General features: G+C 68.8%; 15 protein-coding genes. 10 read left to right on the plus strand and 5 right to left on the minus strand.

The window, feature by feature from the left end:
• Positions 1–6 precede the first annotated feature (6 nt).
• Positions 7–1,683, minus strand: coding sequence for a HEAT repeat domain-containing protein (locus NMQ09_RS00380; RefSeq protein ID WP_255192484.1), 1,677 nt, complete (start codon positions 1,681–1,683; stop codon positions 7–9).
• Positions 1,684–1,820: 137 nt separating this feature from the next.
• Here NMQ09_RS00380 and gatD point away from each other — a divergent pair, with 137 nt between their 5' ends.
• Complete coding sequence (gatD, locus tag NMQ09_RS00385; RefSeq protein ID WP_255192485.1) at positions 1,821–3,065, plus strand: Glu-tRNA(Gln) amidotransferase subunit GatD; 1,245 nt, start codon at positions 1,821–1,823, stop codon at positions 3,063–3,065.
• Between the two features lie 5 nt (positions 3,066–3,070).
• Positions 3,071–4,000 carry a GNAT family N-acetyltransferase gene (locus NMQ09_RS00390; RefSeq protein ID WP_255194620.1) on the plus strand — a complete coding sequence of 310 codons (930 nt, stop codon included), beginning with the start codon at positions 3,071–3,073 and terminating at the stop codon, positions 3,998–4,000.
• 246 nt (positions 4,001–4,246) lie between these two features.
• Here NMQ09_RS00390 and NMQ09_RS00395 read toward each other — a convergent pair whose 3' ends face one another.
• Entirely contained in the window at positions 4,247–4,525 is a 279-nt protein-coding gene (locus NMQ09_RS00395; RefSeq protein WP_255192486.1) for a ubiquitin-like small modifier protein 1, read from the minus strand.
• A gap of 122 nt (positions 4,526–4,647) precedes the next feature.
• On the opposite strand from NMQ09_RS00395, the gene NMQ09_RS00400 reads away from it, so the two are divergent.
• Positions 4,648–5,829 carry an NAD-binding protein gene (locus tag NMQ09_RS00400; protein WP_255192487.1) on the plus strand — a complete coding sequence of 394 codons (1,182 nt, stop codon included), beginning with the start codon at positions 4,648–4,650 and terminating at the stop codon, positions 5,827–5,829.
• 18 nt (positions 5,830–5,847) lie between these two features.
• On the opposite strand, the gene deoC is transcribed toward NMQ09_RS00400, so the two are convergent.
• Complete coding sequence (deoC, locus tag NMQ09_RS00405) at positions 5,848–6,486, minus strand: deoxyribose-phosphate aldolase (RefSeq protein WP_255192488.1); 639 nt, start codon at positions 6,484–6,486, stop codon at positions 5,848–5,850.
• A 97-nt stretch (positions 6,487–6,583) separates the two neighbouring features.
• On the opposite strand from deoC, the gene NMQ09_RS00410 reads away from it, so the two are divergent.
• From NMQ09_RS00410 to NMQ09_RS00430, 5 genes are all read left to right on the plus strand, one after another.
• Entirely contained in the window at positions 6,584–7,564 is a 981-nt protein-coding gene (locus tag NMQ09_RS00410) for a ribose 1,5-bisphosphate isomerase (protein ID WP_255192489.1), read from the plus strand.
• Between the two features lie 107 nt (positions 7,565–7,671).
• On the plus strand, positions 7,672–8,493 hold the full coding sequence (locus NMQ09_RS00415) for a DUF63 family protein (protein ID WP_255192490.1): 822 nt from the start codon (positions 7,672–7,674) through the stop codon (positions 8,491–8,493).
• 71 nt (positions 8,494–8,564) lie between these two features.
• Complete coding sequence (locus NMQ09_RS00420) at positions 8,565–9,431, plus strand: ATP-dependent ribose-1-phosphate kinase (RefSeq protein WP_255192491.1); 867 nt, start codon at positions 8,565–8,567, stop codon at positions 9,429–9,431.
• 148 nt (positions 9,432–9,579) lie between these two features.
• Complete coding sequence (locus tag NMQ09_RS00425) at positions 9,580–9,888, plus strand: HalOD1 output domain-containing protein (protein WP_255192492.1); 309 nt, start codon at positions 9,580–9,582, stop codon at positions 9,886–9,888.
• Positions 9,889–9,932: 44 nt separating this feature from the next.
• Positions 9,933–10,661: a guanosine phosphorylase gene (locus NMQ09_RS00430; protein WP_255192493.1), complete on the plus strand. Its 729-nt coding sequence runs from the start codon at positions 9,933–9,935 to the stop codon at positions 10,659–10,661.
• Here the strand turns inward: NMQ09_RS00430 and NMQ09_RS00435 are convergent.
• A complete protein-coding gene (locus tag NMQ09_RS00435) occupies positions 10,658–11,422 on the minus strand; it encodes a hypothetical protein (RefSeq protein ID WP_255192494.1) in 765 nt (254 codons plus the stop codon). The two genes, NMQ09_RS00430 and NMQ09_RS00435, sit on opposite strands and share 4 nt — an antisense overlap.
• Positions 11,423–11,533: 111 nt before the next feature.
• On the opposite strand from NMQ09_RS00435, the gene NMQ09_RS00440 reads away from it, so the two are divergent.
• Positions 11,534–12,160, plus strand: coding sequence for a DUF1508 domain-containing protein (locus tag NMQ09_RS00440; RefSeq protein ID WP_255192495.1), 627 nt, complete (start codon positions 11,534–11,536; stop codon positions 12,158–12,160).
• On the opposite strand, the gene NMQ09_RS00445 is transcribed toward NMQ09_RS00440, so the two are convergent.
• Positions 12,157–12,873, minus strand: coding sequence for a DUF547 domain-containing protein (locus tag NMQ09_RS00445; RefSeq protein WP_255192496.1), 717 nt, complete (start codon positions 12,871–12,873; stop codon positions 12,157–12,159). The genes NMQ09_RS00440 and NMQ09_RS00445 overlap by 4 nt on opposite strands.
• A 197-nt stretch (positions 12,874–13,070) precedes the next feature.
• On the opposite strand from NMQ09_RS00445, the gene NMQ09_RS00450 reads away from it, so the two are divergent.
• Positions 13,071–14,102, plus strand: a complete 1,032-nt coding sequence (locus NMQ09_RS00450) for an AI-2E family transporter (RefSeq protein ID WP_255192497.1) — start codon at positions 13,071–13,073, stop codon at positions 14,100–14,102.
• The last annotated feature ends 29 nt before the right edge of the window (positions 14,103–14,131 follow it).

Consider the following 14,131-nt stretch of genomic DNA (forward strand, 5'->3'; position numbering starts at 1 on the left):
CGGCCCCTACTCGAGTTTTTCGAGGATCTCCGCGGCGACCTCGGCGACGCGGTCGGACGGATCCTTGAGTGCCGTTCGGATGGCGGGGCGTGCGGGCTCACCCAGGTCGCCCAGCGCCCGGACGATCGAGGATCGGACACCGTCGTCCGGTTCCGTCTCGAGTGCCGTCCGGAGCGGGTCGAGCGCCTCGTCCGGCGAGTGCTGGGCGAGGCTGTAGGCGATCGAGCTTCGCACGTTGGGGTCGTCGTGGTCGCACAACAGGTCAACCAGCAGCTCGGGGTGGTCGAACGCGGGGTTTCCGATCGCCGTCGCCGCGCCGGATCTGGCGTAGCCCTCCGGGTCGGCCAGCGCTCGCCGGAGCGGCGGGACGGCCGCCGGGTGAGCGATGCGCCCGAGGGCCCTGGCCACGTCACGTCGAACCTCGTGTGATGGGTCCGTCTCGAGCGCCCACACGAGCGCTCGGACGGCTCGATCGTCGCCCATGTTCCCCAGGGCCGTGGCCGCAGCCCGCCTGACCGCCGGGTGGTCGTCCACGAGGAGTCGCTCGCGGACGGCCGGCAGCGCCGCCGTCGTCTCCTCGATCGCGCCGTAGGCCGCCGCAGTTCGGTGGCTGTGGGCGGTCGCCGACTCCAGGAGCGAGGCGTACTCCAGCCCGATATCGACGCCGACCTTCGAGGCAGCTTCGACCGCGGCCGCCCGGGCGTCGGGGTCCGGATCGTCGAACCGCTCGAGCAGCGCGTCGACGGCGGCCGCCCGTCCCGTGAACGCGAGCATCTGCGCACTCTCTTCCCGTGCCGTCGGATCGGGGAGATCGCCGGCGGCGACGAGCGTCTCGAAGACGTCCTCGCGGTCCCTGTAGACGTCGGCGGCGACGCCTTCGTGGACCGCGTGGACGAGCCGAGCCCGAACAGCCGAGTCCTCGACGGCGACCATCGCGTCGACCAGCTGGTGGCCGTCTGAATCCTCGAGCAGCACGTCGAACTCGAGTCGATCGACGGCCGTCACGAGCGTCTCGCTCGCCGCTCTCGCGATGTCGGGGTTCCGACAGGCACGGGCCAGCGGGACCGCTGTGAGCCCCGGCGGCGCGATCGACAGCCCGGCGAGCGCGTCCGCGACCGCGTCCTCGTCTTCGAGCGCGTTCGCGAGCGTCCGGACCGACCGCTCGGTTCCGAGGGCTCCGAGGCCGAGCGCGGCGGCTCGTCGAGTGACGTCCGTGCCCGACCGGAACCGCTTGCGGAGCCGTCGGCCGTGTCGTTTGCGCGACAGCCAGCCTGGGTCCGCCGCCGCGGCCTCGAGCGCGTCCGCGAGCGACGGCGTGAGCTGGCCGGCGAGCAGGCGGGCGATGGTCGCCCGCTCCTCGGCGTCGCCACGGCAGTAGGCCTCGAGGGCGACGTCGACGGCGTCGGGGTGATCGAGTTGGACCAGCCGCTCGACGATCGCCGGGAAGTCGACGTACGACTCGGCCGCGAGGACGGTCGTCCGACAGACGGTCAGCCCGGCCTCGCCGCCGACCTCGAGGGCCGCGTCGGCGAGCCGTTCGGCCGTCGACGACGTGACGTGGGCGACCGCCGCTGCCCGCTCGTCCTCGGCCATCTCGGCGAGGCGTTCGACGCCCCGCCGCCGCTCGCCCTCGTCACCGTACTCGATCGTGGTCAGGAGTGACCGCCCCTCGAGTATCGTCATCTTCGCGTCACATCGAACGGAGCGGTAATAAACGGTCGGGAACGTGTGCTGACGGCTCGCACCCGGCGAGACGCGACTCGGACGCGCCGTCGACCCGAAAGCGTGCCTTCAAGTTCGCCGGCGGGCAACCGTCCCGCATGAACCCAGGCGACCGCGTTCGCGTCGAACGCGACGACCAGACCTTCGAGGGCGTGTTGCTCCCCTCGAGCGACGACGACCACCTCGTCGTCAAACTCGAGGGCGGCTACAACGTCGGCATCGACCGCGAGGCGGCCGACGTGGCCGTCCTCGAGGAGGGCGTCTACGACGTGGAGGGCGCACAAGACGGCGACGGTGACTCCGAGATCGAGTTCGACGAGGAGCTGCCGACGATCGCGCTGATCTCGACGGGCGGGACGATCGCCTCGACGGTCGACTACCGCACCGGCGCCGTGACGGCGCAGTTCGACGCCGAGGACGTCCTGCGGGCGGTTCCCGACCTCGCCGGTCTGGCGAACTATCGCGGGCGCGTCGTGGCGAACATCCTCTCTGAGAACATGACGCCCGACGTCTGGCAGGAGCTCGCGCAGGCGGTGGCCGAGGAGGTCGAAGCCGGCGCCGACGGCATCGTCGTCATGCACGGCACCGACACGATGCAGTTTTCGGCAGCCGCGCTCGCCGTTACCCTCGAGACGCCCGTCCCGATCGTCTTCACCGGCAGCCAGCGCTCGGCCGACCGGCCCTCCTCGGACAACGTGATGAACGCCGTCTGTGCCGTCGAGGCGGCCAAAAGCGACTGCGCGGAGGTGCTCGTCTGCATGCACGGAAGCGAGTCCGACGACGTCTGTGCGCTCCACCGCGGCACCCGCGTCCGGAAGAACCACACCTCCCGCCGGGACGCCTTCGAGACCGTCGGCGCCGAGCCCCTGGGCGAGGTCGACTACGACAGCCTCGAGGTTTCGTTCCGCCGCGACTATCAGGCGCGAGGTGAGGCCGACCTCGAGCTCACCTCCGAGCTCGAGAGCGAGGTCGAACTCCTGAAATTCACCCCCGGAATGGACCCCGCGTTCCTCGACGTCGTCGAGGGCAAGGCGGGGCTGGTCCTCGAGGGCACCGGGCTGGGACACGTCCACACCGACCTCGTCCCCCGGCTCGAGGAACTGATCGCCGAGGGCACGACGGTCGTGATGACCAGCAGCTGTCTCGAGGGTCGGGTCTGTGACCGGGTGTACGACACGGGTCGAGACCTGCTCGAGGCGGGCGTGATCGAGGCCGGCGACACGCTTCCCGGGACGGCGAAGGTCAAGCTGATGTGGGCGCTCGAGAACGCGGAGAACGTTGAGGAAGCGATGAGCACGTCGCTCGCCGGCGAACTGCAGCGACGCTCGGTGCCGTGGATCTGACAGAAATGACGGGGCTCGAGATCCGCCGGGCGACCCACGACGACTACGAGGGCGTCGTGGCGATCACGAGCGACCTCTGGGCCGACCGCGGCGGCGACTACCTGCCGCGGGTGTACCACGACTGGCTCGAGGACGACGACGAGATCGATCGAAAAACGTTCGTCGCCGAGGTCGACGGCGCGGTCGCAGGGATCGTCCAGGGCGTGCTCCTTTCGGCCGACGAGGCCTGGTTTCAGGGGATGCGCGTCGACCCGACCGTTCGCCGCCGCGGGGTGAGCCGGCGGCTGACCGAGGCGGGCTTCGACTGGGCGCGCGAGCGCGGCGCGACCGTCGCCCGGAACATGATCTTCTCGTGGAACGTCGCCGGTCTCGGCGCGGCCCGCGCGAGCGGTTTCGAGCCCGTCACCGAGTTCCGGTGGGCCCACCCGGAACCCGATCCAGGGGCCGAGAGTCCACTCGAGGTCGTCTCCGACCCATCGGCCGCCTGGCGCTACTGGACCGACAGTGACGCGCGCGCACACCTCCGCGGACTCGGGCTCGACCTCGAGGAGTCGTGGGCGATGCGCGAACTCACCCACGACGATCTCCACCGCGTAGCCGACGAGACGGCCGTCCTCGCCGTCCTCGGCGAGGAGGGCGTCTCGGGGATGACCTACCGTACCCGCGAGTACGATCGGGAGAACGACGAGGGCGTCACGGAGACCTGGGCCGAGTACGGCGTCGGCGCCTGGGACGACCTCGAGTCAGCCGAGGCGTTGCTCGCGGCCGTCGCGCGCGACGCCGCGGCGCTCGGGGCGGACCGCACACGCGTGCTGATCCCCGAAACCGCGGCCGCGGTCAGCGACGCGGTGTACGCTGCCGGGGAGGTCTCAGAACACGGCGACTTCGTGCTCGGGGCCGACCTCGTGGGCCGTCCTATCCTGGGCCAACGATGATAGCTTCGCGCGTTTGAGAGGCAGTCGTGACCGAGGACCTGGAACAAGTCGAACTCACGTGTCACGAGTGCGGGAAAACGTGGACGCACACCGGCGCGTCTGATTTTGGCACCTGTCCGAACTGTGGCGAGTCGGTTCCCGTGGAGAATCTCGGGCCCTGACCCGACCCGGCGATGTCCGCAGTCCCGGAACGTGCAGGTGCAACGCTTTCGCCCGGGTCGCGTCGGTGTTCGACTGAAAAGCCGGCTAGCCGCCGCTGACCGGCGGGAACAGCGCCAGTTCGTCGCCCGCCTCGAGTTCGGTCTCGAGGCCCTGCTCCTGGCTACCGACGTCTTTGCCGTTGCGCAAGACGTTGATCTGTGAGCGCAGCGAGCCGTCCTCGTCGAGCACCCGATCTGCGAGTGCCGGCCGGTCGGCGAGCAGCGCGTCGAGGGCGTCCCCGACGGTCTCGCCGGGCCCGGCGTCGACGGTCACACGTCGATCGCCCGCGTGTTCGGCGAGGTCGGCGAACAGTTTCCACTCCATATCCGGCGTTTTCGCTCCCGGAGGCAAGTAGCTACCGCTCGGTCGCGTGAGCGGCGGCTTCGCGGGTGGACGGAAGCTGAGGAACCGATGATACTTATTCCGTTCCGCCCTGGATCGTGTATATGGTCGGCGAGCAGCTGGTCGAACGACTTCCAGAAAACTGGAAGTGGGCCGTCACGACGCGGGCAGCGGTCGCCCTCGCGCTCCTGGTGGCGCTCCTCTCGGTCGCGACCGGGCTCATCAACATCGAACAGAGAGCCGCCGACTTCGGACCGTTCGCGCCGCACGTCCCGGCCGCCGTTCAGCAGGCGGTCGGCTTCACCGGCGTGCTGACGGGCTTTCTGATGGTCGCGAGCGCGTTCGCGTTGCGCCGCGGGCTGCGTGCCGGCTGGTACACCACGCTGATCCTCATGCCGATCACGGCGATCCAGGGCGTGTTGCAGGGCAGTCCGTACTCGGTCCCTCTGGTCGTCCTCTCGCTCGCGTCGATTCCCACCCTCTTGCTCACCCGCAGACGGTTCGACCGCTCGCTCTCGCTCACGACGACGCAGCTGGCGGCGGGCGGGGCGCTCGTCGGCGTCCAGCTGTACGGCACCCTGGGTGCGTTCGCCCTCGCAGACCAGTTCGACGGGATCGACACCCCACTCGACGCCTTCTACTTCACGCTCATCACCTCGAGCACCGTCGGCTACGGCGACATCGGCCCCGAGACCGAACAGGCGAAGCTCTTTACGATGTCCGTCGTCGTCCTCGGCGTCGCCAGCTTCGGTATCGCCATCGGGGCGCTCGTCGGCCCGGCGATTCAGGCTCGCATCTCGAAGACCCTCGGAAAGATGACCGACTCAGAACTCGAACTCTTAGACGACCACGTCCTCGTGCTCGGCTACGGGGACCTGACCGAACCGATCGTGACCGAACTCGACGACGCGAACGTCCCGTTCGTCGTCGTGACGAGCGACGAAACCGCAGCGAACGCCCTCTCGGATCGCGCGATCAAGGCACTCACGGCCAACCCGAGCGACGAGGAGCCGCTCCGTCGCGCGAGGATCGAGCGTGCGAAAGCGGTCCTCGTCGCCACCGACCACGACGCCGAGGACGCCCTCGCCGTCCTCACCGCCCGGGAGCTCAACCCCGACGTCCGCATCGTCACCGCAGCGACGGACCGGCGCAACGTCCGCAAACTCGAGCGCGCCGGCGCGGACGACGTGATCGGGCTGGCCGAACTCGGCGGCCACCTGCTCGTGCGCTCGGCGCTGGGGACCGACGAGTCGCCGGTGGTCGAGCGCCTGCTCGAGAGCGAGTGATCGGAGACTGCTCGTCGATCAGGCTTCTGGCGCACCCTCGAGGATCGCGACGCCGCTCGAGGCCCCGATCCGTTCGGCGCCGGCGTCGATCATGGCCATCGCCTCCTGGTACGTGCCGATGCCGCCGCTGGCCTTGACGGGGAGGTACTCGCTCATAAGCTCGACGTCCTCGACGGTCGCGCCGCCAGCTGCGAATCCCGTCGAGGTCTTCACCATCGCGGCGTCGGCCGCGACGGCGACCTCACAGGCCCGTCGCTTCTCCGCGTCGGAAAGCAGCGCCGTCTCGAGGATCACCTTCACCGGGATCGGGACCGCGGCGACGAGTTCCTCGAGTTCGGCGGCGACGGCCTCGTACTCGCCCGCCTGCAGTCGGCCGACGTTGATGACGACGTCGAGTTCGTCCGCGCCGGCTTTCCACGCGAGGACGCCTTCCCGGCGTTTGACGTCGTGGTCGTGCTGGCCGTGGGGGAAGCCGACCACGGTCGCGAGGGTGACGTCGGGGGCGTACTCGGTCGCTTCCTCGGCGAAACAGGGCGGGACGCAGGCGTTCATGCCGTCTTCGGCGGCTTCCTCGAGGAGTCGTTCGACGTCCGCGATCGTCGTCTCCGGGCCGAGGACGGTGTGGTCGATCATCGGCGCGAGTTCGCGTCGGTTCATACGGGCCGGACTCGGCCGACGACCAAAAACCCGGCCGGTTTCGACCGTTCGGAGCGCTGCCACGTCGTTTTTGGTCCGTCGCGACCAACGCCCGGGTATGAGCGACCACCGGCCCGCCGTTGCCCCCGTCGTCGAGGAGACCGCTGAACAGATCGCCTCGATGGAGATCCGGGGCGCAGCGGCCATCGCCGACGCAGCGGCCGCGGCCCTCGCAGCGCAGGCCGAGCGCTCGGAGGCGACCACACCCGAGGCGTTCCGCGGAGAGCTTCGCGCCGCCGCGAAGGCGCTCTACGAGACCCGGCCGACGGCCGTCAGCCTGCCGAACGCGCTCCGGTACGTCCTCGTCGGCGCCGAGGGCGAGACGGTCTCCGAACTTCGAGCGTCCACCGTAGCGCGCGCCGAACGGTTCCGCGCCGACCTCGAGGACGCCCAGGAGACGCTCGGTCGCGTCGGGGCGAACCGCTTGCGTGACGGCGACGTGGTGATGACCCACTGTCACTCGACGGACGCCCTCGCCTGCGTGAAGGCGGCGGTCGAGGAGGGAAAACGGATCGAGGCGATCGTCAAGGAGACTCGGCCGCGCAACCAGGGACACATCGCCGCGCGAGAGCTGCGCGAGTGGGACGTTCCCGTCACGCTGATCGTCGACAACGCCGCTCACCGCTACCTCGACGAGGTCGACCACGTCCTCGTCGGCGCGGACAGCATCGCCGCCGACGGCAGCGTGGTCAACAAAATCGGCACGAGCGGGCTCGCGGTGAGCGCCCGCGAGCGCGGCGTCCCGATCGTCGTCGCCGCCCAGACGATCAAACTCCACCCGGACACGATGACCGGCCACACCGTCGAGATCGAGACCCGCGACGAGGCTGAAGTGCTCTCACCGGCCGACCGGCGCGAGCTCACCGGCGGCGACCTCGACGACGACGGACTCACCGTCGAGAACCCCGCCTTCGACGTCACGCCGCCGCGTCACGTCGACGCGATCGTCACCGAACACGGCCAGTTCCCGCCAGAGAGCATCGTGACGCTCATGCGCGAACTGTTCGGCGAGACGACGCGAGAGCCCTGGGATCGGTGAGTCGATCAGGAGCCAGGAATCGTGATCCAGCAACCGCCTACAATTATTCGACCACTCAATCGAAGAAAACCGGAAAGTGTTAGTTCCAGCTATGTCCCAGTCATAGCATGGTCGTCCCGGAGGGATTCGTCGTTCCGCCGTGGTACCTCCTGGTACCGCTGGTGCTGGTGCTGGCTGGGATCGTGGCGCTCCTGTGGGCACTCGAGCCACCGGTGACCGACGCGACCGTCGTCGCGTTCGCGCCATGGATGATGTTCGGCTCGACGTTACACGTCCTTCACAAGCTCGATTCATACCCCTCGACGGTCGAACCGCTGTTCAGCGCCCCGAGTGTCTACCTGACGACGGCGGTCGTCGCGGGGTTCGTCTGGATCGTCGCGAGCTTCGTCTACGCTGCGGGGTTACAGCCGTCGATCGAGCGGGTCGTGGGCGTCGTCGGCACCGGCTTTTTCGCCGTCTTCGCGATGTTCGTCCTCTTCACCGGCTGGGAACTCGGCACGCTCCAGCCGTTCTGGCCGGCGATCGCCATCGTCGTCACCGGAATCGTCACCGCGATCGCCTGGATCGCCCTGAGCCTCTGGTACACCGACGTCGCCGCCGTGACGGGAGTCACCGGCGCGTTCGTCGTCTTCTCCCAGGCGCTCGACGGCGTCTCGACCGCCATCGGCTACGACGTCCTCGGCGCCCACGAGGAGATCCCGCTCTCGCGGCTCGTCCTCGAGGCGGGAGCGGACCTCCCCACCTACGAGTACGTCGGCGCCGGCTGGCTGTTCGTCCTGGTGAAAGTCGCCCTCGCGCTCGTCGTCGTCGGCCTGTTCAAAGAGTACGTCCGCGAAGCGCCCCGTCAGGGACGGATCCTCCTCGCACTGATCGCCGCCGTCGGACTCGGGCCCGGTACACACAACCTCCTCCTCTTTGCGGCTACGTGAGCAGCCGTCGAACGCGTCGGCTGCGATGAGCCGTCAGGGTTTTGTCACCGGCAGTCGTTCACCCAGTCCGAATGGTCTCCGTGCTCACGGCCGGCCACGTCAACTGGGACGTGACCCTCCGCGTCGACAGGCTCCCCGAGCCCGACGGCGAGGCGTCGATCCGGTCCCAGCGTGCGTCCGGCGGCGGCAGTGCAGCGAACGTCGCAGCAGCCCTCTGCCGACTCGCGGTCGACGCCGCCCTGATCGGCAGCGTCGGCGACGACGAGAACGGGCTGCTCGCCCGTCGCGAGCTCGAGCAAGCGGGCGTCGACCTCGACGGCCTGCGCGTGGTCGAGGGTGAGACGGCGGTGAAGTACCTGCTCGTCGACGACGGTGGCGAGGTCTCCGTCCTCGGAACCGACGGCGTCAACGAGGCCGTCCGGCCCCAGCACGTCGATCCCGACCGGGTTCGGGCGGTCGATCACGTCCACCTCACGAGCCAGCGGCCGGAGACCGCCGCCACCCTCGCCGAGGTCGCGAGCGAGGCCGGCGTTTCGGTCAGCTTCGACCCCGGACGCCGCCTCGCCGACCGCGACTATCGCGACACGGTCGCGGCTGCCGACGTGCTCTTCGCGACCGACCGCGAGGCCGAGACGCTCCTCGAGTCGGTCGCGGCCGACGTCGACGGCCACACTGTCGTCGTCAAGCACGGCGGCGACGGGGCGTCCGTCCGAACGCCGGAGGGCACGCACGTCCACCCCGGGTTCGACGTCGAGGCGGTCGACACCGCGGGCGCAGGCGACGCCTTCGCCGCCGGCTTCATCGCCACCCGGCTCGCGGGCGGCGACCTCGAGCGGGCGCTCGAGTACGCCAACGCCTGCGGAGCGCTGGCCGCGAGCCGTGATGGCGCCCGAAGCGCACCGACGGCGTCAACCGTGGCGGCATTTCTCGAATCGTGACGATAACCGACACCGATATGTATAAGCTCATGGTATGTGCTGGCCCAGCACTCGCATGAGCTCTCATCGGCTGATGTCTGACGATAGCTATATTTATCGGGCCGTTGGTCACTGAAGCAGAACGTCACGTCACCGTGACGGTGAGAGCATGAGTAGACAGGTTACAGGCAGGCCGAAGAACGGAAACGGGGGGCGCCCGGGACAGGTACGATACGATCGGGACGAGGGCGAACCGCCGAGCGTCGCCGTCGCGACGGCACTCGCACGCTACCGCAACGAGGACGTCGTCGAGGCGAGCACGCGGCTGTACGACCACGTCGATCCCGAGGCCCTCGACACGCTCTTCGCCGACAGGTACGACGGCGGAGCGCGCTCGAGCGGTACGGTGCAGTTCACCGTCGACGGGGCGGCCGTCGTCGTCCGATCCGACAGCGTCCAGGTGTACCCGGGCGGCTGATCTGGAGCGGGTCTTTTTTCTCATCACCCGCGAAACGCGACGGTATGGCAACCCAGCCACACCTGCTGGTCGACGAGGGCGACGTCGCCGACCTCGCGCTCGTCCCCGGCGACCCCGGTCGCGTCGACCGCATCGCCGACCACTGCGAGACAGCAGAGACGATCGCCGAAAACCGCGAGTACAAAGTCGTCAACGCCACGTACGGGGGCCGCGAGCTGACGATCTGCTCGACGGGAATCGGCTGTCCCTCCGCGGCGATCGCCGTCGAGGAGCTCGCCGCCGTCGGCGTCGAGACGTTCGTCCGCGTCGGCACCACCGGCGCCTTGCAGTCCGGCATCGAGATCGGCGACATGGTCGTCGCCACCGGCGCCGCGAAAAACGAAGGAACCACGAAACGGTACGAGGCCGTCGAGTACCCCGCCGTCCCCGACTATCACGTGCTCTCGGCGCTGGTCGACGCCGCGGAAGGCAACGACGAAGACGTCCACGTCGGCCCGATCGCCAGCGACGACGCCTACTACGCCGAGACAGACGAGTACGTCGCCGACTGGGAGGCCGCCGGCCTGCTGTGCGTCGAGATGGAAGCCGCCGCGCTCTTCACCCTCGCTCGCCGGAAGGGGCTGCGCGCCGGTGCCATCTGCACCGTCGACGGCAACCTCGTCGAGGGCACCCAGAAAGGCACCGACGTCGAGGACGACGAACTGCCCGCGAAGGCGAAAGACAACGTCGCCCGCGCCATCGACATCGCCCTCGAGGCGTCGACCCAACTTTAGCCGACGAGAGCCTCGGCGAGAACCGTCGTCCGCTCGACGACCCGGTCGGTGATCTTCGAGGTCTCCTCGAGCGAGTCGCCGATCACGGACTGCACCGCATCGAACCGGATGGCGCCGTCGGCGTCCCGGAGGTCGTCGACGTCGAGTGGCGCCGTCTCACACCGCGAACACGACACACCAGCTTCGAGCTCGGCGAGACAGACGTGACAGCGCTCGAGTGCCGACGCCAGCACCGCGACCACGCCGACGACCGTCCGGAGCTGTGCCTGGAGCGTGCCTGCTTCCTCGAGAAACGCGTCGAGCGCCTCGCAGACCGTCACGTCGAACGACGATCGATCGACCGTGGCGACGGCCTCGAGTCGGGCGTCGACGACGTCGAGGGTGAGCAGTAGCGCCCGCCGATCGGCGGGATACGCGCGTTCGGCGTTGGACTCGAGGTCGTTCGGAAGCGACGTCGCGGCCGTGGCGAACTCGCCCGCGTCCGAGACTGCGGCGGCCTGCGCTCGTGTCAGGGTCCGAACTGCCTGGAAGAGTTCGGCGTCGGTCACGTCCCGACTCGAGACGGGCGCTGACTCCTCGAGCCAGTCGGCACAGTCTCCACAGACGGTGACCAGCGAGTGACGGGTGGCCGAACCGGGAGTCGTCGGTCCGACGGCGTGGGCCTCCAGCCCACCGTCGTCGGCGAGGACGTCGATCGTCCCGCAGTGCTGGCACTCGAATCCGTCTCGATCGATCGCCGCTCGGCGCTCGCGGGAATCCACTGCACACCGATTGGCGGGCGGTGAGAAAAGTGCTCCGGCTGATGGATTCTGGGCGCCTGCCGGCACCATGTGACCCGACAGTATATCCCACGCCTCGATGTACGACCCCGTATGGAACCCTCACCGTTCACACTCGACCGTCCGTACGACCAGTCCGAACTGGCGGCGCTCTTCGGCGAGTTCGCTGCGGCGCTCGAGGACGACCGGCCGGCGACGATCGACGTCGACGGCGGAACCGCAGAGATCACGTTTCCGTCACCGGTCAGCGTCAGGCTCACCAGCGTCCACGAGGAGACGCCACCGACCGAAGGGATCGAGCTCGCGCTCGAGTGGGACGCCGCCGGGACGCGAGGAGTCCGGTTCACGTCGGCCGAGGACGAGTCGGCTCCCGTCGCGGAGATCGAACCCGCCCCCACGGCCGACGAGGAGAAAGCGGAGTCCGCCCCACCCGAACCGGCGTCGAGCGTGATGCCGTCGAACGCGTTCGCCTCGGGTACAGATCCGACAGGTCCCGACGACGAGGTCGACGCCGACGAGCCGTCGACCGACGGTCGCCGGTCCCGGTTCGAGGTCTATCGCGATCGAGCCGGCGAGTGGCGCTGGCGGCTCGTTCACTGGAACGGCAATATCATCGCCGACAGCGGTGAAGGGTACGCCTCGCGGTATAACGCGACCCGGGCGGCGCGCGGCGTGATGCGGGCGACGGCCGACGCACAGATCGACCAGTTGGAGCCCTAGGGCCGGTAATCGTTCACGTCCACCGACCAGTCTACCGTCTCGTACTCGAGCGACGGCGTCGCGCTCTCGGGGACGGCACCGTAGGTGCGCAGGAAGCCGACGATCCCGCCGTCACCGCGGAAGTCACCGTGATACCACAGAAACCGCCGCGGGACGGTCACGCGCTCCCGGCTGGGATCGTAGCTGACGTTCTCCTCGAGGTACCACTCGGTCGCGACGTCGAGTTCCGCCTCGCAGTCGGCCGGGGAGTAGACGGCGATCGGCGGCCCGGACTCGGCCCCGCAGCCGATCGCGAAGTGAATTCTCGGGTCGACAGACTCGAGGCGAAACTGGCGTTCGAACGACGACGGAAACGGGCGGGGAAGGTAGCCGAGCCCCCAGGGGTGTTTCGATCCCCGGAGCATGCCGTGTTCGACGTCGGCGAGGCTCAGCCAGACGCCGCCGACCGGGACGCGATCGCGGGCGTAAAATTTGAACCGCTCGAGGGGTCCGCCCTCGAGCACCGACGGCTCCTCCTCGAGCAGGAGCTGTGCGTAGGCGTTGTAACAGTTGAGCCAGAACGCCAGCCGTCGCTGCCGGCTCGAGAGGGCACGGGCCAGCCGGTCACGGTCGAACGTGGCGAGCTGTGTCCGGAGTGGCGCGACGTCACCCCCGGTTTTGACCTCGTACAGCAGATCGGCCGAGATCGAGAGGGGGTCGAGCTGGGTCGACATCCACCGAATCGTTCACCGACCAGCGTCTTGAAGCCGTGTGTCGCCAGTTCCAGACAGTCGCACGCTCGGATACGTTATCGTCGCCCCCGGCGACGCTGGAGCGCTACGGTGGCGGTGCCGACTGCCGACGGTGCGTCCGAAACGGGGTGCCTGCGAGCGCGCGCCGAGAGGTTATTCCATCCGACGTGGTTTCCTCCGTGGAGTCGCTACCAGTGAACCTCCGGAAGGGCTACCTCCTCGTCCTCGTCGTCGTCTTCGCGTACCTCTCGCTGTTACTCCTCCTCCCGTTTCTCCAGTACGTCCTCGCGGCGATCCTGATCGCCTACGTCCTCCACCCGCTCCAGAAGCGGCTCGCGCCGCGAACGTCGCCGACGATCTCGGCGTTCGCACTCGTCGCCCTCGCCGTCGTGGGGTTTCTGATCCCGTTCGTCGTCGTCACCGGCATGATCGCCGACGACGCCGTCCGGATCGCCCAGGCCATCGACGACGGCGCGTTCGAACTCGCCCAGCTCGAGGAGACGATCGAGGAGACGACGGGAATCGAGGTCGACCTGCTGTCCGAACTGCTCTCGGCCGGCCAGGAACTCGGGACGATCGCCCTCGAGCGGACGACCGCCTGGGTCGGCGTCGCCACCCACGCCCTCATCGGCATCGGCCTCGCCCTGTTTCTGCTGTACTACCTGCTGAAAGACGGACGTGCGTTCGTCGACTGGCTTCGCGAGACGACGCCGCTGCCGGCGGACGTCCAGGACGACCTCTACGGAGAACTCGACGACGTGATGGGGGCCGTCCTCGCCGGACACGTCCTGATCGCGATCGTCGAAGGCGTCATCGCGGGGCTGGGACTGTTCGCGACCGGCATTCCGAACGCCGCGTTCTGGACGTTCGTGATGGTGATCCTCTCGCTGATCCCGCTAATCGGGGCGTTCCTGGTGTGGGGACCCGCCGTCGGCTACCTCCTCCTCACCGGCGAACCGTTGCTCGCCGCGGGGCTGTTCGTTTACAGCGCGATCGTCGTCGGCCTCTGTGACGACTACCTCCGGCCGATCGTCGTCGACCGCTACGCCGACCTCAGTCCCGCGATCATCATCCTCGGCGTCCTCGGCGGCGTCTACGCCTTCGGCATCATGGGACTCTTTTTCGGCCCCGTCGTCCTCGGCGCGTTCGCCGCGACGCTCACCGTCGTCGACGACCACTACGACCGACTCGAGGACGAGTCACCGACGTGACGGAAAAAAGCGAAGTGTGGTCGAAAATC

Source organism: Natronobeatus ordinarius (assembly GCF_024362485.1).
GTDB classification, from domain to species: domain Archaea; phylum Halobacteriota; class Halobacteria; order Halobacteriales; family Natrialbaceae; genus Natronobeatus; species Natronobeatus ordinarius.